General features: G+C 64.5%; 21 protein-coding genes and 1 pseudogene. 13 read left to right on the top strand and 9 right to left on the bottom strand.

Features of this window, described 5'->3' with window-relative positions; all coding sequences use genetic code 11:
• Nucleotides 1-179: 179 nt before the first annotated feature.
• Nucleotides 180-797, bottom strand: coding sequence for a TetR/AcrR family transcriptional regulator (locus AC59JP_RS09815; RefSeq protein ID WP_497325567.1), 618 nt, complete (start codon nt 795-797; stop codon nt 180-182).
• Nucleotides 798-927: 130 nt separating this feature from the next.
• Between AC59JP_RS09815 and AC59JP_RS09810 the strand changes: the two genes are divergently transcribed.
• The 4 genes from AC59JP_RS09810 to AC59JP_RS09795 are packed head-to-tail and all read left to right on the top strand — an operon-like array spanning nt 928 to nt 3,900.
• Entirely contained in the window at nt 928-2,148 is a 1,221-nt protein-coding gene (locus AC59JP_RS09810; protein WP_497325566.1) for a cytochrome P450, read from the top strand.
• Complete coding sequence (locus tag AC59JP_RS09805; RefSeq protein ID WP_497325565.1) at nt 2,145-2,342, top strand: ferredoxin; 198 nt, start codon at nt 2,145-2,147, stop codon at nt 2,340-2,342. The genes AC59JP_RS09810 and AC59JP_RS09805 overlap by 4 nt, the downstream gene beginning before the upstream one ends.
• Entirely contained in the window at nt 2,339-3,493 is a 1,155-nt protein-coding gene (locus AC59JP_RS09800) for an NAD(P)/FAD-dependent oxidoreductase (protein WP_497325564.1), read from the top strand. Before AC59JP_RS09805 ends, AC59JP_RS09800 begins: the two co-directional genes overlap by 4 nt.
• Complete coding sequence (locus tag AC59JP_RS09795) at nt 3,490-3,900, top strand: hypothetical protein (RefSeq protein ID WP_497325563.1); 411 nt, start codon at nt 3,490-3,492, stop codon at nt 3,898-3,900. The genes AC59JP_RS09800 and AC59JP_RS09795 overlap by 4 nt, the downstream gene beginning before the upstream one ends.
• Before the next feature lie 5 nt (nt 3,901-3,905).
• Here the strand turns inward: AC59JP_RS09795 and AC59JP_RS09790 are convergent, their stop codons facing one another.
• The 3 genes from AC59JP_RS09790 to AC59JP_RS09780 all read right to left on the bottom strand — a co-directional run bounded on the left by AC59JP_RS09790 (nt 3,906) and on the right by AC59JP_RS09780 (nt 6,624).
• The gene (locus tag AC59JP_RS09790) at nt 3,906-5,195 is read right to left on the bottom strand and encodes a carboxylesterase family protein (RefSeq protein ID WP_497325562.1); all 1,290 of its coding nucleotides are present in this window, start codon (nt 5,193-5,195) and stop codon (nt 3,906-3,908) included.
• Nucleotides 5,196-5,216: 21 nt separating this feature from the next.
• Nucleotides 5,217-5,966, bottom strand: a complete 750-nt coding sequence (locus tag AC59JP_RS09785; protein WP_497325561.1) for a 1-acyl-sn-glycerol-3-phosphate acyltransferase — start codon at nt 5,964-5,966, stop codon at nt 5,217-5,219.
• Between the two features lie 178 nt (nt 5,967-6,144).
• Nucleotides 6,145-6,624 (bottom strand): YceI family protein, encoded by a 480-nt coding sequence (locus AC59JP_RS09780; RefSeq protein WP_497325560.1) that lies wholly within the window; start codon nt 6,622-6,624, stop codon nt 6,145-6,147.
• Between the two features lie 112 nt (nt 6,625-6,736).
• On the opposite strand from AC59JP_RS09780, the gene AC59JP_RS09775 reads away from it, so the two are divergent.
• Genes AC59JP_RS09775 through AC59JP_RS09760 form a run of 4 tightly spaced genes read left to right on the top strand, consistent with a single transcriptional unit; the run spans nt 6,737 to nt 9,291 of the window.
• Nucleotides 6,737-7,180, top strand: a complete 444-nt coding sequence (locus AC59JP_RS09775; protein WP_497325559.1) for a hypothetical protein — start codon at nt 6,737-6,739, stop codon at nt 7,178-7,180.
• Nucleotides 7,181-7,182: 2 nt separating this feature from the next.
• Entirely contained in the window at nt 7,183-8,178 is a 996-nt protein-coding gene (locus AC59JP_RS09770) for a fumarylacetoacetate hydrolase family protein (protein WP_497325558.1), read from the top strand.
• The gene (locus AC59JP_RS09765) at nt 8,175-8,843 is read left to right on the top strand and encodes a TetR/AcrR family transcriptional regulator (protein WP_497325557.1); all 669 of its coding nucleotides are present in this window, start codon (nt 8,175-8,177) and stop codon (nt 8,841-8,843) included. The genes AC59JP_RS09770 and AC59JP_RS09765 overlap by 4 nt, the downstream gene beginning before the upstream one ends.
• Nucleotides 8,836-9,291 (top strand): nuclear transport factor 2 family protein, encoded by a 456-nt coding sequence (locus AC59JP_RS09760; protein WP_497325556.1) that lies wholly within the window; start codon nt 8,836-8,838, stop codon nt 9,289-9,291. Before AC59JP_RS09765 ends, AC59JP_RS09760 begins: the two co-directional genes overlap by 8 nt.
• A gap of 45 nt (nt 9,292-9,336) precedes the next feature.
• On the opposite strand, the gene AC59JP_RS09755 is transcribed toward AC59JP_RS09760, so the two are convergent.
• The 3 genes from AC59JP_RS09755 to AC59JP_RS09745 form a co-directional block, all read right to left on the bottom strand.
• A complete protein-coding gene (locus AC59JP_RS09755) occupies nt 9,337-10,746 on the bottom strand; it encodes an amidohydrolase family protein (protein ID WP_497325555.1) in 1,410 nt (469 codons plus the stop codon).
• Complete coding sequence (locus tag AC59JP_RS09750; RefSeq protein WP_497325554.1) at nt 10,743-12,323, bottom strand: FAD-dependent monooxygenase; 1,581 nt, start codon at nt 12,321-12,323, stop codon at nt 10,743-10,745. The genes AC59JP_RS09755 and AC59JP_RS09750 overlap by 4 nt, the downstream gene beginning before the upstream one ends.
• A 72-nt stretch (nt 12,324-12,395) precedes the next feature.
• Entirely contained in the window at nt 12,396-12,902 is a 507-nt protein-coding gene (locus tag AC59JP_RS09745; RefSeq protein ID WP_497325553.1) for a TetR/AcrR family transcriptional regulator C-terminal domain-containing protein, read from the bottom strand.
• 275 nt (nt 12,903-13,177) lie between these two features.
• Between AC59JP_RS09745 and AC59JP_RS09740 the strand changes: the two genes are divergently transcribed.
• Together AC59JP_RS09740 and AC59JP_RS09735 are read left to right on the top strand one after the other, a co-directional pair.
• Nucleotides 13,178-14,017, top strand: a complete 840-nt coding sequence (locus tag AC59JP_RS09740; RefSeq protein ID WP_497325552.1) for an alpha/beta fold hydrolase — start codon at nt 13,178-13,180, stop codon at nt 14,015-14,017.
• The gene (locus tag AC59JP_RS09735; RefSeq protein WP_497325551.1) at nt 14,014-14,904 is read left to right on the top strand and encodes an alpha/beta fold hydrolase; all 891 of its coding nucleotides are present in this window, start codon (nt 14,014-14,016) and stop codon (nt 14,902-14,904) included. The genes AC59JP_RS09740 and AC59JP_RS09735 overlap by 4 nt, the downstream gene beginning before the upstream one ends.
• A gap of 90 nt (nt 14,905-14,994) precedes the next feature.
• Here the strand turns inward: AC59JP_RS09735 and AC59JP_RS09730 are convergent, their stop codons facing one another.
• The gene (locus AC59JP_RS09730; RefSeq protein ID WP_497325550.1) at nt 14,995-15,315 is read right to left on the bottom strand and encodes a hypothetical protein; all 321 of its coding nucleotides are present in this window, start codon (nt 15,313-15,315) and stop codon (nt 14,995-14,997) included.
• A gap of 44 nt (nt 15,316-15,359) precedes the next feature.
• Nucleotides 15,360-15,851: a MarR family winged helix-turn-helix transcriptional regulator gene (locus AC59JP_RS09725; protein WP_497325549.1), complete on the bottom strand. Its 492-nt coding sequence runs from the start codon at nt 15,849-15,851 to the stop codon at nt 15,360-15,362.
• A 64-nt stretch (nt 15,852-15,915) separates the two neighbouring features.
• Here AC59JP_RS09725 and AC59JP_RS09720 point away from each other — a divergent pair, with 64 nt between their 5' ends.
• From AC59JP_RS09720 to AC59JP_RS09710, 3 genes and pseudogenes are all read left to right on the top strand, one after another.
• The gene (locus AC59JP_RS09720) at nt 15,916-16,443 is read left to right on the top strand and encodes a phenolic acid decarboxylase (protein WP_497325548.1); all 528 of its coding nucleotides are present in this window, start codon (nt 15,916-15,918) and stop codon (nt 16,441-16,443) included.
• A 169-nt stretch (nt 16,444-16,612) separates the two neighbouring features.
• Nucleotides 16,613-16,783 (top strand): DUF899 family protein, encoded by a 171-nt coding sequence (locus AC59JP_RS09715; RefSeq protein WP_497325547.1) that lies wholly within the window; start codon nt 16,613-16,615, stop codon nt 16,781-16,783.
• A pseudogene (locus AC59JP_RS09710) lies at nt 16,776-17,312 on the top strand (DUF899 family protein); the annotation flags it as partial. The gene AC59JP_RS09715 and the pseudogene AC59JP_RS09710, both read left to right, overlap by 8 nt.
• Nucleotides 17,313-17,318 lie beyond the last annotated feature (6 nt).

The following is a 17,318-nucleotide window of genomic DNA, read 5'->3' as shown; positions in this document are numbered from 1 at the left end:
ATCAAGTGGTGTAGGTCCGCTGAAGCGTAAGTAACGAAAGTCGTTGCATCACAATTGGATACGGAATCCAGGGGCGCGGCACAAAAGAACGGACACGGCCGGCGACCGAAGGCGCTTCGCACCTGTGCGCGAATTAGTGCCCTATAGGGGCGGAATTCGCGCACGGGGGCCAGAGGCCCTCACGCACCCGGCAACACTCGGCCGCACAACGATCGTGCTTCGTCCGCAGATATCCCGAGCGCTCTGAGCACTCGCTCGGTTGTGCCGTCCACCGTCGACGCCTCGTCGCGATCAGGATCGGAGAGCAGCAGTCGGCCCATCGTCATCAGCGAACCCGCGACCACGGCCAGCGCCACATCGACGTCGTCGACATCGAATCGCCCGATTGCGGCGGCTGCTTCGATGTCACGCCGCGCTCTGGGCGCCAGACCTCCGTCTGCGGCGAACGCGGCGGCCTCGGAGTTGAGCAGCACACGGCTCAGTCGAGGCGCGAGGCGAAACTGGCGCCCCGACAACCGAAACGACTGGGTGAACTTCTCGACAGGGTCGTCGAGTCCGACGGTGAGCGAATCCAGATAGTCGCCGGCCGACCGCAGTGCGGCGTCGATGGCGGCCTGCCACAGCTCGTCCTTGCTGTCGAAGTAGTTGTAGAACGACCCGTTGCTGACGTCCGCGGCCTGCGTGATTTCCAGGACGGACGCGCCGGTCTTGCCCCCTGCGAGCAGGCCCTGGGCAGCGTCGATCAAGGCTGCTTTGGTGCGTGCCTTGCGCCGCTCCACGCGGTTCGCTTCGGTCAAGGTCTGCTCCTGTTGGACACCGGCAGGACCTGCTGATTCTCCCCCGTCTATGACGAATTCGTCAAAACGCTTGACTGACTGATCAGTCATGAGTGACGATATCGTCAATAAAGTTGGCTGGAGGCCCTCCATGACAATCGACTGCTCGACCCCACCGAACTTCGCGATACCCGAGTACCGCACCGACATCTATTCCACGAGCGCCATTCTCGATCCGTACCCGCACTACACCCGGCTGCGACGTCTCGGCCCTGTCGTGTGGCTGTCGCGGCAGCAGGTCTTTGCTGTGTCCCGATATGCAGACTGCAAGTCGGTACTGCTGGACCCCGACACGTTCGTCTCCGGCAAGGGCGTCGCACTCAATCCTGTCGCCAATCGGCTCGGCCGCGGCACCACTCTGATCAGCGACGGTCAGGAGCACGCGACCAAGCGGTCGGTGCTCGCGCACCGACTCACCCCCAAGGCCGTGCGCACGATGACCGCAACCGTCGAGGAGAAAGCGGAGGACATCGTCGACGCGGCGCTGAAGAAGCGCATCGTCGACGGGGTCGACGACGTGGCGACGGCGCTGCCGATGTCGATCGTGCCCGACCTCGTGGGATGGCCGGAAGACGGGCGCGACGATCTTCTTCGTTGGGCCGGAGCAACATTCGACTCCCTCGGCCCCGTCAACCAGCACTCGATCACCTCGGTGAAGGCCACTGCGGAAATGCTCGCCTTCGCCAAACGTGTCGCGCGAGAGCGGTCGGTGCTCCCGGGCAGCATGGGGGACGACGTTCTCATCGCCGCCGACGAGAACCGAATCGACCGATCCGACTGCCCCGCATTGATGATCGACTATCTCGGACCTTCGCTCGACACCACCATCGGAGCCATCTCCGGTGCGCTCGACCTCTTCGCTCGCCACCCCGAGCAGTGGCAGGCGGTGCGGCAGAACCCCGACCTGATCCCCAACGCCGTCAACGAGGTGGTGCGCTACGAATCGCCGATCAGAGGCTTCTCTCGTCTTGCGATTAGGGATGTCGACGTATCCGGGGCGATGGTGCCGAAAGGTTCACGGGTACTGGTGTTGTACGCATCTGCCAACCGTGACGAACGCGAATGGGACAGGTCCGACGAGTTCGACGTCACGCGCGACGCCGCCCGCCAACTCGGCTTCGGATCCGGCGTCCACGGGTGCGCCGGTCAAGGACTCGCACGACTGGAGGCGCAGACCATGCTCCGAGTACTGGCACGTCGAGTCGACCGATTCGTACCCGCCGGCCCGCCGACGCGCGCCGTCAACAACGTCATTCACCGATACGATCACCTGCCACTGGAACTGGTGGCCGCAGAGAGGAATTCGCAATGAAGATCGACGTCGACTGGGACAGGTGCGAGGGTCACGGAGTGTGCGCCGAGCAGGCACCGAAGGTGTTCAGCCTCGACGACGAGGGCGAGCTGCACCTCGCTTTCGACGGCACCGACATCCCCGACGACCTCGAGCCGTCCGCGCGCTCGGCCATCGGTGTATGCCCGGTCGCGGCTCTCCGAGAACAGGCGTGAGCGGAGACGGTCGCCGGATCGTCGTCGTCGGTGACTCCGTCGCCGGGTGCACCGCGGCCCGCGAGCTCCGCGCCCGTGGGCACGACGGACCCTTGGTGATGATCGGTGCCGACCCCGACGGCTGCTACGCCCGGCCGCCGTTGTCGAAGCATGTCCTGAAAGGCGATGCAGCACAGCCGGAGACGTGGAACCTGGAGGACCTCGATATCACCCTGATGTGCGATCGGGCGGTGTCGGCGGACACCTCGAGTCGAACCGTCACGACCGCGACCGGCAGGACCATCGAGTACGACGCGTTGGTCGTGGCGACCGGTGCGGCAGCGCGTCGCCTCGCCGGTCCCGGTCAGTCGGGGGAGTTGGTGGTCCGCACCTTCGCCGACGTTCGCGCTCTGCGCCCCGAACTCCACAAAGGCACAACGGCTGTCGTGGTCGGCGCCGGTTTCCTCGGTATGGAGGTCGCGAGCGCGTGCGCGGCGCGGGGCATCGCGGTCACCGTCGTCGACATCGACCCGCCGTTGCAACGCCTTCTGGGTTCGTTTCTGTCCGCGGCGATAATCAGCCGGGCCCATGCCACGTCGGTCGAGTTCGTCCAGGCCCACAGCCCGGTGTCGTTGGTGGGTGACCCCGTGTCGGGTGTCCGCGTCGACGACAGAACCATTCGTGCCGACGTCGTGATCACCTGTGCCGGCGATACACCCGACATCGACTGGCTCGACGGCGCCGGAGTCGCGGACGACCGAGGTGTCGGAATCGACGAGCGTTGCCGCACAGCGGTACCCGGTGTCGTCGCCGCCGGCGATTGCACCTACTCTCGGAGCACGGCGCGACGCGCACCGTTCTGGTCCAACGCCGTCGCCCAGGCGAGAGTAGCTGCCGCGTCCGCTCTCGAACTCGATCCCACGTGCGAGCCCACCGACGACTACTTCTGGACGGAAGTACTGGGTCTTTCCATCAAAGTCGTCGGCCCGCTACCCCTTTCCGGTGAGCCCACCGTGCTCGACGGATCGGTCGACGACGGGTCCGCGTTGCTGAGGTGGAGTCACGAGGACGGCCGCACCACCGTCGTCGCCTACGGCATGAAGAAGGCCGTCGGGGTGCTCCGACGGCTCGCTCGCGACATATCAGACTCCACTAGTCGAGGGAAACAATGACATTCGCGTCCACATCCACCCTGGCCCGGCTGCTTCCCGCGGCAGTCGGCCTGGCCCGCGCAGGCATAGGAATCGCCCACATGATCGCCCCCACCCGCGCCAACGAACTGCTCGCCGGACCCGGTGCGGCCGTGGCCACCACGCGAGCTGCCGCCCGCACCTTCGGGATTCGTGAAATTTACATCGGCGGTGGGCTCTACGCGGCTACACGGGTTGCTCCGAAGGCAGTGCCCACCCTTCTGCGCGCCGGCGTCGCCGTCGATGTGTGGGACACGGGCGCGTTCGCGCTGACGGCCCACTTACCGCGACGAACGAGGGTCGCCGGGTGTGCGATTGCAGGCGGCTTCGTGATCGCCGGAACACTCGCCGACGTGTTGCACGTCGTGGAGCAGAAGAAACTCACGTGAGCACATCATTCATCCCCGGTGAACACGACCGTTCGTGATGGCAGCGCGGCCACCCCACGGGAGGCGAAGTCCGCCCAGGTCCTGCGCAATCGTGCGGCCACGGCATCCGGCGGCATGTGACCCGCGAGCATCGGGGCGCCCGCCCACTGTTCGCCGAACAGCATCGGCAGCTCGATGCAATGGCAGGCGCCCAATGGGCCACCCTTCGGCGACCAGTCGACGCGATACGTCGCGACTCGGCCACCCGCGCGACGCCACAACGACACCACGTCGTCCACCCCGAACAGGAGCTTGGTGACCACCTCCGAGACAGGCGCCCCGATCAGGCGGCCGACGACCGGAATTCGGTTGAGTCGCAACACGTCGAGGACGATGTCCACGAACGGCGCGGCGTCGTTCTTGGTATGACCGATGAGAAGTTCGACGTGGCCGGCTCTCGCTCGCAACGCCGCACCGGGGTCGGACGCGATGGGCGGGCGACCGTCGATCGGTCCGAACGGCATTCCACCCGCCGGTCCGAACCGTCGGACCGCTCGGGTCACCGCAGATTCCGCATCGAGAACATCCGACGCCGGTGCGGCAGCAGGGGCCCTGCGCAGACGCGCGGAGAACGCCGATTGCGCTGTGTCCGTCAGCGCGGCTCGGCCCGACCGCAAACCCAGTGGGGCACTCTGCACTATCGCCCGCCCGAACAAGCCGTCGGCGCTCGGACACGCCAGCAGCGCGAGGATGGCGTCACCCCCGGCGGACTGGCCGAAGAGCGTCACGTTGGTCGGGTCACCGCCGAAAAGCGCGATGTTCGCCGCCACCCACCGAAGTGCCTCGATCTGATCGAGGACGCCGACGTTGCTGTCCCCCTGCCCTTCCGGGGTCAGATACCCGAACCCACCGAGGCGGAAGCTGATGCGAATCACCACCACCCCTTCCCGGGAGAGGAGGTCGGCGTCGTACATCGGGGATTCACCGCTGCCCGAGACGTAGCCGCCGCCGTGCAGCCACACCATGACGGGGAGGGCCTGCGCGTCGACCGGAGCGGTCACCGACAGCACCAGGCAATCCTCGCTCTGCTCCAAGCCGTCGACGACAGGACCGGTGACGTTGTCGAGGCGGGAGGGGAGCTGAACGCACGCGGCGCCGCGCCGGGTGGCGTCCCGTGTGGACCCGGGCGTGTGCATCGGTACGGGCTTTCGAAATCGTGTTGCCGTCGCGTAGGGAACACCCCGTGCGTGAATCATCCCGTCGACTTCGGCGACGACGAGATCCCCACTGGTCGTGCCCGAAATCGTCCGCGGCACCGCTTCCCCCGTTCGCGCGTGTCACCCGATGACGGGCCGTCGACCACTCGTCATGTCGGTCATCTCGTCTTGCATCGCATTATGCACGCGGTCCGCGAACGACTCGGGGCTCTCGTCTTCCTTCAGGACCATCGTCGACAGGATCGTGGTGACGAGTTTCGTCGGCAGGGGGACGTACGGCAGCAGCCCGGCAAGTCCCACGCTCCATCCCCATGGCAACGAGACCGACACTGGAAATGAGTGCAGCCGCAGCAGTTTCGTCGCGCCGATCATCTGGGCGAGCCGTTTTCCGTTGCTCAGCACGTACAGTGACTCTCCAGCGCCGGCTGTGACGACAGGTAGGACGGGCACACCGGCTTCGATCGCGAGGCGCGCGAAACCACTTCTGCCCGAGAACAACACCTTGTTGCGGTCGGACCACGGCTTCATCGCGTCGATGTCTCCGCCCGGAAAGACGAGCACGTGCTTGTCCTCGGCGAAGGCCTTCATGGCCGTGTCGTGACCGGCGGGCCGTGCATCGAATTCCTCGACAACACGTCCGATCCCGAGCTTCCACGCCATCGCATGCGTGAGAGTCACGATGTCGCGGTCGTCGCCGAGTTCGTCGTAGGCGGCTGCGACCGCCAGCAAGTTCAGATCGACGATCCCGCCGAACCCATGGTTGGCCACGAACAGCACCGGGCCCGTCGGGAGCGCGCAGTGATTACGGACTTCCAATCGGTTGTACATACGGGCACAAGCCACCCCGGCATCGACCAACATCTTCGTCATCGGTCTCACGGCGGGTGCGTCGTCCTCTCGTACTGCCGATATCGTCACCCATGATCGATCGTTCAGTCGGGGGTTACGACCCGCAAACCACAGGGATCGTCGAACAGTGCCCGTCGTCAGGTTGCACTCGCCTCGCGCGTACGCGCGAGAACGTCCAAGGACCGAAAAACAATGCCGGTCACCGTGGCCGGAACGACCCACGCAGAACGAGTCGCACCTCGCGGCGGGTCATCTTGAACGGCGGCATGATCTCGAACGCGTTCAGGTCGATGGTCGCCCTGACAAGGCCCGTGATGTTCCGACCGTCCTCGGAGGTGCTGACGTCCACGACCTGCGTGGACTCGAGTCCGCGCACCGTCAACGAACCGTCCAGTCGCAGCCCACCCGGCGCGACCGAGACGTCGCCGCGGTAGGTAATACTGGGGTGACGATCGGTGTCCAGGAATTCTGTGCCGCGTAAGTGTCTGTCACGCAGTGCGATTCCGGTGTCGATGCTGTCCGCGTCGACTCGGATGTCGACGCTGCCGGTCGCTCCCGCGTGCCACGTCAGGTGTCCACTTGCGCGGCCGAACGTGCCGGTCACCGGGACGGCGCCCCACAGTCCGCGGGCATGAAAACGAAGGTCGGCAGTTGTCGGGTCGAGCACGTACTCGGTCATGACTAAGGGGTCCTCTCCGGAGGTGGGGGTTCGTGGACGGGTCTTGTGGGTGGCCGTCCTATCGTGCCAAGATGTTACTTGAACGATCGATAAACTAAATCCGGGGGAAGTTGTGATCATTGCGATACAGGTGTTGGTCACCGTCAGCGTTCTGTCTTTCGCTGCGGTGGCCTCGGCTGCGGACCTGAACCGCACTCACGCGACCAATCCACGATGGGTTGCCCACGCCCGGTTTCACGTCGTGTGGCAGGTGGTCACACACATCGGTGTCGGGGTGCTTGCGCTTGTGCTGACGTGGGTTCCTCTCGGCCCCATCGGCATTCGGGTGTGGGTTGCATTCGGGATCTCCGTGATCGTTCTGAGCGGGTTCTTTCTCGCATGGGCGACCATGAGGCTTTACGGCGGCGAGCTCGCCGACCCCAACGGATACCGCCCGATCGTGGCGCGTGTCCGCCGCAGGCGAATCACGCTGGATTTGAACGTCATTCTCTTCGCCGTCGGATCGTCGGTCCTGGCGTCGGCTGCGATACTCATCATCATCAACGGAGGTGTGTGACCGTGCGATTTGCAAGCATCGAAACGACCGGAGGTCGTCGGACCGTCATCGTCGACCGCGGGGACGGCCGTCAGGTCGTCGACCTTGCGGCCCTGCTGTCCGTCGTCTCGATCACCCTGCAGGAGGTGATCGACCTCGAGCCGGTCGAGTTCGACGACCTGATGCGACGTGTCCAGTCCGACCGGTCCGACGGGTTCGAGCTGGCGGACGCGACGTGGCTGCCGCCGGTTCCGGCACCGTCGAAGATCGTGGGCGTGGCCTTGAACAACGATGTGTTCGATCATCTTGCGGTGCGAAAGATGCGGGCGCCCATGTACTTTCTGGCACCGCCGTCGTCGCTGCTCGGGCACGGCGGTTTGATCGAAGTCGATCCTGCGTGGGGTGTCGTGCACCCGGAGCCGGAACTGGGCGCCGTCATCGGTCGACGCCTCCGGCGGGTGAGTCCCGCCGACGCTCTCGCGGGAGTCTTCGGTTACACGATCGTCAACGACATCACGTCGCCGGGCATCAAGTCGGACGACAGCGTCGAACTCGTCATGCCGGAGGGGTTCTCGGTCGACGAGCCCTGGCGTCGCAGTCGCGGCGACGACGACAGGTCGCTTTATCTGACCTACCACGCACGCTCGAAAGGCACCGACACTTTCACCCCCGTCGGTCCGTGGGTGACAGCACGCGCCGACATCGGCGATCCGAACGCACTGGGAGTGCGGTCCTACCTCGACGGAGAGTTGGTGCTCGAGGACTCCACCGCCAACCTGACCTTTCCCGTGCAGGACGTGCTCTCGCACCTGTCGCAGTCGATGACGCTTCTGCCCGGCGACATCGTCCACTCCGGCACCGCGGCACGGCCCAGCAAACCCGACGTCTATCCCACCATCCGCGCCATCGACCTCACCCGTCACGGCGATCGGGTGTCGATCGAGATCGACGGAATCGGACTGTTGGACAACGGCATCGACCGCACCTCCGCGGTCTCGGCCGGCAGGGGCAGCCCGTGACGGACAACGACTCTGCGTCCGACGGGCGTCGTGCGCGGGGTGATGCATCTCGATCCGCGATTCTCGACGCGGCCACCACCCTGTTCTGCGCCCGCGGATATTCCGCCACCGGAATCTCGGCGATCGCGAGCGCCGCAGGCGTCCACTCGGGGTCGATCTACCACGCCTTCGGTAGTAAGCAGCTACTCCTCGACACCGTGATGAACACGGTCGCCGACCGCACCTTTGCCGCCGTCGATTCGATTGTGTCCGAAACGGACTCGCCCCTGACCACGCGATTGACCGCAACCGCCCGCGTGCTGGTGTCCGACCCCGATTTTCTTCGACTCTTCCTTCTCCTCGCGCTCGAGAAAAGTGAGGACGCCGGCGTCCGGGCGACGGTCGAGCGCGTTCGTGACCGCGCCCGGACCGTCGTCGCGTCGGCCCTCGACCCGGTTCTGGAGACCGTGGACCCGCAGGTACGGGACGATGCGAGAAGCCTGGTCGGTCGGATCGCGCTGATCCTTCTCGACGGTGTCTTCGTCTCACACCAACTCGACAGCGAACACGCGGACCTCGACACCACGCTCGCGGTGGTCACCGGCGTCGCCGAACTCGCCCTCTCTCAACTGCCCGCCATGCTGGCCGGCACCGAACCTGCCACCCCTGGAGATACGAGTGAATGACAACTCCTGCCCCCAACGCCGCGTCGACACCGCGACCCGCGATGCCATCGTCGACCTGATCGGTGAATTCGCCTATCGCATAGACCATCACGAGGGCCACGGTGTCGACGAGCTCTTCACGGAAGACGGTGAGTACGTGCTCTTCGGGCACGCCGTGGAAGGCCGCGACGCTATTCGCGCGCTCTACGAGCTCCGTCGCAGCCGCGGACCCCGGACGTCCCGTCATCTGTTCGGCAATATCCACATCGGCTCCGTGGAGGCCGAAGACACGGTCCTCGCGACCAGTGTCCTGACTCTGCACGCTGCCGACGGCCTGCCCCCGCTGCCTCTTCCGCCGGTGATGGTCGCCGACTACACCGACGTCGTCCGGCGAGACGCCCACGGACTCTGGAAGTTCGAGCGCCGAGAATTCACGGTGGCGTTCCAACCCGCCGCGAAGTCCGGGTAGCGGTTGGCACCCCGACAGCTCCGATAGTGTGCCGAATCCGTGGCGTCACTCGGTGCCTGGTGAGGTGGGCTGTGCCAACGAACGTTCGACGACCTTCTGTGCGATGCGTCGACGAACACGTCGACGCAGACCATCCGCTTCGAGATGTTTCACGAGGTGCGACCCCGACCGCCATGCGTCCTCCTGGACTGTCGTTAGATCGACATCGACGAGGACACCGTGTCGCTTGCGCCACCTGCCGCCGATCATGACCGAATCGACTACGCCCGGGTGAGCGTGAAGAGCGACGGCGGTGGCGTCGTGGTGGGGCCATGTGCTGATGTCTCGGGCGTCGATCACGATCAGATCCGCGGCCATGCCTGGAGCGAGGGCACCGGTTCGGTTCGCGAGCCCCAACGCGTTCGCGCCCTCGCGCGTCAGCCACGACAACGCTTGCCACTGGCTGCTCGCAAGGGTGTGGACGGCAGAACCTGTTCTCGCCCGAGAAGCGTCGTGATCTGTTGCGCGAGTGCGACTCAGGGCGAAGCGCGCGGCAATTCGAACGTCGCCGGAGACGAACGCGTCGCTGTCGGTCCCCAACGACAGGCTTCCCGAGTGGCGAAGAACCGATTCGACGGCACGAGTGCAGTGCCCCTGGTTATGCTCGTTCTCCGGTGTCGCGGTGAAGGTTACCCCGTGGTCGTTCAGACGACGCACCAGATCGTCGGGCATCGATGTACCGTGAACGAGGTTGACGTGGGGTCCCCACAGCGCTCGTCTTGTCACTGCGTCCCAGGCCTTTCCGGGTGTACCCGAACTCTGGTGCATGGTCGCCACCACTCCACGTTCCCGGGCTGCTGTCAAATCGGCGATTGCGGTTCGTTCGGACGACAGCGTCGGCCCTTTGATTGCCATTCCTGCCGTGAGAAGCGGTGACGAGGCGATGGGTCCTGCCGCCAGTGCGTCGAACATCGAGGTGTCGTGTGGGCGATCTCTGAATCCGTGTGGCGTCCCATGAAGGAAGGAGGCTCGTATGCCCGCCAGGGTCAGACCCTCGATGGCGGCTGCGGCGTGGTCGTAGTGCGAGCAGTTGTGGCACCAGTCTCCGATCGTGGTGACACCGGCGTCGATCTGGGTGAGGGCACCGAGAAGGGTGCCGACGCGCATGTCGTCAGGGGTGAATTCGCCTGCAATGTCGCCGTGAGTGCGTGCGAGGTACTCGGGTAACGACCAGTCCGCACCCACCAGCCGAAGGGCGGACTGCCATGTATGGATGTGTGCGTTGACGAGGCCGGGCATGACGATCTTGCCGGTGAGGTCGATGACCTCGGTATCCTCTTCGGCTGCCGGGCCGCGCGGTGAGTTCCCGACGCGGTGAATTGCCTCGCCGTCGACGACGATGTCCACGGTCTCGACGCGAGGCCTTTTCGATGCCATGGTGATTACGTCGGCGCCGGTGAGGCGCATCCGAGTCATGAACGCGAATCCTTCTTCTGCAGTGAAGATTCGGTGCCGACTCCGGTCATGTCTCGTCGGGCTCGGTCCACGATAGATACGACGTCGTTCGTCGTGATCGCGGCGATGTACCCGTCCGGTCGCACGAGAACGTACGTGTCGCGTGACATTCCGTAGGCCCTCCGGAAACTCCCGAACGGGTCCGCGGTAGAGATGACTTCGCCGACGTCGGTCACCTGATCGGAGTCGACGGCCACGATACGAAAACCGGCTCCGCTGGACGGCCATGTGATGCTGTGCGCCCGCCCCACGGCTGCGGCACCGTAGGTCACCAGTGTGAAGGCGCCACCTCGGAGGAGATCGAACAGACGGACGGGTGAACCGTTGGCGCGAACGAGCGCAGCGTCGGGTGCCCGGTCACCTGCATGGAGCGTGGACGTCGATTCGGTCGAAAGGCACAATGGTCCACCGCGATACGTCAGGGCCAGCTGCTTCTCGTCGTTCCCTCGCTGTAGAGCCTTGCGATCGAGTGTGCCGATGCCTCGATACTTGGCGCTCGACAGTCCCAGCACGGCCGCGGCTATGGGGCGCCGCTCGATTTCGTAGGTGTCCAGCAGGTCGTCCGGTGCGCCCTCGAGAACCCTGGAAAGTTTCCACCCCAGGTTGTACGCGTCCTGGACACCAGTGTTCAGTCCCTGCGCTCCGGCCGGGGGATGAACGTGCGCGGCGTCGCCGGCGATGAACACTCGGTTTTGCCGATAGCGTTGTGCCAAACGGATATTGGGCCGAAACAGTGAGGTCCACGTCATGGCGCCCAGGGTGACGTTCCGATGACCCACGCGGTCGTGAACGAGTTCGACGATGCTCTCGCGGTCGGTGACCGACTCGTCGGACTCACGCAGCCGAATCATCCACTGAAAAACATTGGAATGCGGCAGAGGGCACGCGCCCGTGAATCTACCCCCCAATGCAGGCCAGATGTGCCACCGATTTCGAGAGAGCCCGCTGGTCTCGAAATCGGCGATGATCATGCGATCGGCCTCGTCGGTGGATCCCTCGAACGAGATGTTCTGCGAACGTCGAACTGCGCTGGCACCGCCGTCGGCCCCGACGAGGTACCGGGCGTGCACGACCGACTCGACTCCGTCGCGGTCGAGCACGACAACGACATGATCGTCGTTCTGACTCACGGAGCGGAACTCGGTGTCGGCCTCGACCTGGATCCCGAGAGCCGCCATGCGGTCGTGCAGTGCTCGGATGATCCGGTTCTGCGGTATCAGCCACGTGTTCGGGTGAGGTACCGAATCGGTTGCCTCGGAGTTCTTGATCATGCGGAACGGCACCGTCAGCGGGCCCAGGTGAATTCCCATCGGCGGGTAGGTGTCGCCGCCGGCGATGACCTCGCCGAGAACGCCGAGGTCACCGAAAACCTCGAGTGTCCTCGGTTGAACGCCCTTTGCTCGGGAGCCGTCGAACGCCAACGGCGATCGATCGACGACTCGCACGACATGGCCCCGGCGTGCCAGATCGATAGCCAAGGTGGAGCCGGTAGGCCCCGCACCGATCACGAGTACGTCGATGGTCTGTATCGCTGTCATGAGGTCCCGTTCCGGTCGCGGTCAATTCGGTAACAGTGTTACCGAATTGGGCCACCTTGGCAAGGACGAGGCTCAGTCCTGGCGATTCACGTAGCGCTCCAAGCCGCTGAGCATCAGATCGAGGCCGAACTCGAATTCTTCTTCGATCGTTTGGAACGGCAGGATCTGGGCGACCGCCACGGTTGCGGGAAGTTGGGACGCGTCGAAATTCTGGTAGGCGGCACTGAGTCGTTCCGACTCTCGCGCGGCAGCTTCGGGGGAGCCGACGCGCTGGGCTGCGAAGCCGACGACCGTCCGTACCATCGTCGCGTAGACGCGTGACGCGTCCTCGGGAGAAAGCCCGTGGCCCAACAGCATCGACAACAGGTTCTCGCGCAACACAATCGATCGCGGGCCGGTGGGCACGCGTTCGATCATCAGCGGTGCCACCCCGTCGTTCTTGCAGAGCACCCGGAACATGGTCATCGCAGCAGATCGACACTCGTCGAGCCACGCGTTGCTCTCCGGGTCGAACTCGATGTCGATCTCGTCGAGCGTTGCGTCGACCACTCGATCGAGCAGATCCGCTCGGTCCTGCACGGCCCGGTACAGGACCGTTGGGCTCGTTTGCAGCCGACTGGCCAGCGTTCGCATAGTGAGCGCAGCGGCGCCCTCGGACCGTACGATCTCGCGCGCCTGGCCGATGATGCGATCCAATGGAACGCGCGGTCGGCCAGGTGATTTCGGCGCGTCCGAACCTGTTCCTGCAGTATTCACCAACCCAGTATTCGCGGTGAGAAACCACGGGTCCATCGGTGCGTGCGAAGAATCGAGATCTTGCGCTTTCGCTCGATATCGGTAACAGTGTTACCACTATGAACTCAGGAGACCTCGACTCACGCTTTCACGTTGTCCAAGGCATCCGTCTCCACTACAAGCGCGCCGGCGCCGGCCCGCCGATTCTGCTGCTCCACGGCACCGGGTCGTCGCTGGGAACGTGGGACCGCGTCGCGGAGTCCCTGGCAGGGGACTACGACGTCATACGCTTGGACCTTCCCGGCTTCGGACTCACCGGCCCGAGGGCCGACCGCGACTACACGATCGCCGCCTTCGTGAACGTGGTAGTCGACTTTCTCCGCGACCTTGCGGTGCAGCCCGCGGTGATCGTCGGCAACTCGCTCGGCGGCAACATCGCATGGAATACGGCCCTGGACGCACCGGAGCGCGTGGCCGCCCTCGTGTTGATCAACGCCACCGGCTACCCCGAGAAGAAGCTGCCCGCGGCCATGCACCTCGCCCGCAGCCCGATCGGCAGAATGTTGCTGCGACGAGCTACCACCCGCGGCACCGTCCGACGAAGTCTTCGGGCCACGGTGGGACCGGCAGCCCGGTCCATCGTGACTGCGGAGCTCGTCGAGCGGGTTCACACGATGATGACGCGCCCCGGAAATCAACAGGCGTTCATCGACTTCTCGCGGGTGGATCAGATCGACCGCACCGAGCAGCTGCGTTTCATCACGGCGCCCACACTCGTTCTCACCAGCGCAGCGGTGGGCTCGCAAGGGTTCGAAACCGATATGACCTGCGCACGAGAAGTCGTCAATCCCGTTACCGGACATCTGGTTCCGGACGAAGACCCCCTGTGGGTTGCAGATCGAACACGGGAGTTCATCGACTCCGCTCGCATTGTCGGCCAGGACGGGAACCCATCATGAAGTACTTCACCACCGGCGACGAGGACATCCGGCTCGACGCCGCCTTCCGAGCGCGCGTACGCGGAGACTTCGCAGTGACCGAGCCGGGTGTCACACACTACGAACTTGCTGGGCCAGAGGACGGAGACGTGGTCCTTCTCGTCGGTGGACTGACGATCCCGTACTACTACTGGGACGGTTTCGCGACAGCCCTGCACCAGAGGGGCTATCGAACGCTGGCATACAGCACATTCGGTCGGGGATACTCGGATCGAGTGCGCGGCACTTACGACGAGCCGCTGTTCATCGATCAGGTCACCGCCCTCTGCGGCGAAATCGGAGTTACTCCTGCACATCTGGTGGGTACGTCGATGGGTGCGCTGATCGCCATGGCATACCTGCGCGAACATTCCCGCGGTGTTGCATCTCTTTCGTTGGTGGGTCCTGCTGGGCTCGACTCGTCCCGCCCGCTACCGTTGCACCTGTTGCGAACTCGCTCGATCGGGAGAGCGCTGGCCAAACGCTTCGGCGGGCTGTTCCTCGATCACCATCTGAGTCACAACGTGCGCGATGCGCGGTTGTCCGCGCAATTGACGTCCATGGTCAAGGAGTGCTACCGCGTCGAAGGAAGCATGTACTCCCTGGTCTCGACCCTGGTCGACTTTCCACTCTTCGGTCGCCACGATCTCTACCGGCACCACTCCACATCAGGTCTCCCCACCATGTTGGCCTGGGGCGCGGAGGACGACGTGACACCGATCGACCGCCTCGACGAAGTGACGACGATCCTGAACCCCCGACGGATTCATGTCCTGGACCGATGCGGTCATATGGCCCCGTACGAGATGCCTGTCGTAGTCGCCGAACACGTCACGACATTCGTCGAAACCGTGATGCGAGAACGCTGATCGCGTCGGTCTGCTGGCCCCGAAAATGCTGCCCGAATAACGATAACTATTGCGCTGCAATGTGACTCGCTACGAGGTCGTTCGGCGAACTCAGAAGCACAGTTGAGTCGGTCCTACCGTCGCGACCTTCAGCACCAGGCCGAGCGCCGAGACGGCCGCCAATCCCGCGGCCACCCACCACCATGTCCCGCGCCGCCACACAGCCACTGCCGCGAAGGCTGCCGCCCAGACCGGCGGCACCGCGAATGCCAGCCATCCTCCTCCGCCGAAAGTGCGCATCGGGGGGCCGTCGCACGAGGTGTCGACGTTGAGTGTCCAGATTCCCCACCACTCGACCACGCCGGCTGTTGCCGTCCAGACGATCAGCAGCGCGATCGCACCAGCGTCGGCGGCCCAGTGTTTGCGCTTCATTGCCCAAGCCTCGCCGACACGACACCGTCGGCATAAGGGGGAAACTACTCGAGAAGCTGCGGCCGGCCGGCCGGACCCTCGATCCTCTCGAGCGCGCCGCGAATCTGGGTGAGCAGTGGCACGGTGTCGCGCAGGATGCGTTGTTCGTCCGACGTCAGGTCGTTCAGCACTTCGAGGAGAAGTCCCTCTGCCGCGATGTCGTACACGTGCAGTTGTGTCCGGGCGAGCTCCGTGAGACCGACGAGCATGCTCCGAGCGTCCGAGCCATCGGGTCGGCGTACGACGAGGCCGTCCTGCTCCATGGTGCGGACGAGATTGCTGATCGTAGGGCGAGCCAAGCCCAATCGGCGACCGAGGGTTGTGGGGCTCTCCCATCTGTCGGGGGAGAGTCGCCGCAGAATTTCGATCTGGGCGTCGGGCAGGGATTCGAGTCCTGCGCGGGAGCGCGAGGTGTTGAGGAGAACGCGGCGGAAAGGGCCGATCTCGGCGCTCAACCTGCGCGCGATATCGGCGAGACCGGGTGCTCCGTTGTGCATCGCAACAGATTAGTGAGCAATATTTAGGTTTGCAACAAACGCAATTCGAGGTGATGATGGTGCTATGAGTATTCGCACCGGTGTCAGCGACCCGACTCCCGATCAGGCCCTCGACGCAATCGTCGGCCATCGGTTCATCTACACCTACGCCAACGGGTGGCAGTACGAGATGTACGTCAAGAACGCCACCACGATCGACTACCGGATTCACTCCGGAATGGTCGGAGGCAGGTGGGTCAAGGATCAGGAGGTCGACCTGGTCGGGCTCGGCCGCGGCGTCTACAAGGTCTCGTGGAACGAACCCACCGGCACAAACGTCGTCGTCAACGTCGTTCCCGAAGACCGAGTTCTGCACGGCACCATCTTCTTTCCGCACTGGGTCGAACTCGACGGGTCCAAAACAGTTCTCTACCAGAACGATCACCTCGACCGGATGCAGAAGCTCCGCGACGAGGGACCCACGTACCCGATCTACGTCGTACCGGAGTTCGCGCACATCACGCTGTTCGAGTTCGTCGGTATCGACGACGAGACCGTGATCGAGACTGCGCCAGGTGATCTCCCGGAAGGTTTCGCCGACCGGAGCAATTGAGCAGCTTTGCTAGGTCAGGAGTGTCTGCGCTGCAACGACACTCGCCAAGCCGAGGTAGACGCTGCCCGCTGCGTAATTGCAGAACGACGAGACGTGGAACGCCGTACTCTGCGCGAGTTCGCTTCGAACAGCGGTAGACCATCCCGCCGAGGTGTAGTTACAGTGCGTTATGAATATCGCGAGACCACCGATCGTTTCCGCGGAGGAGTGGACCGCGGCTGTGGAGCGCATGGCCGAGTTGGAAGTCGCGGTCGCGGCGCAATTGGACGAGCTTGCTGCAGCTCGCAAACGCATGCCGATGACCAAGGTGGAGAACCCAGTACCTCTTCGAAGGGCCTGAGGGTGAACTGTCTCTGGCCGACCTCTTCGAGGGCCGCACTCAGCTCGTCCTCTACCGCTTCTTCTTCGAGGAGGGAGTCGGCGGTTGGCCGGATGCGGGGTGCGTGGGCTGCTCGTCCTGGGCCGACGGCGTCGCCGACCTCGGTTTGCTGCACGCCAGGGATATCAGCTTCGCGATGGTGTCGCCCGCCCCGCAACCGCAACTGCGCGCCTATGCCGAGCGGATGGGTTGGACGGACCTGCCGTGGTACACGATCCGCACCGACTCGTTCATCCAGGACTTCGGCGCCGAGAAGTGGTTCGCGCTCAACGTCTTTCTTCGCGACGGCGACGACATCTACCGCACATATTTCCTCCAGAACGGGTCGATGGTCAGTCGCATCGGGAGCGTGATGAGCCTCGTCGACCTGACACCGTATGGCGGACAGATCGAAGGCGAAGACGTTCCTCCGGGGTGGCCGCAGGAAGAGACGGCGTTCTGGATGCGGCGGCACGACGAGTTCGACGAACCGGCACCATCGGCCCGATAGCGTCGT

The organism is Rhodococcus sp. 320_ES, from assembly GCF_059691855.1.
The sequence above is the reverse complement of the archived record's forward strand: the minus strand, read 5'-3'. Positions and strand labels throughout refer to the sequence as shown.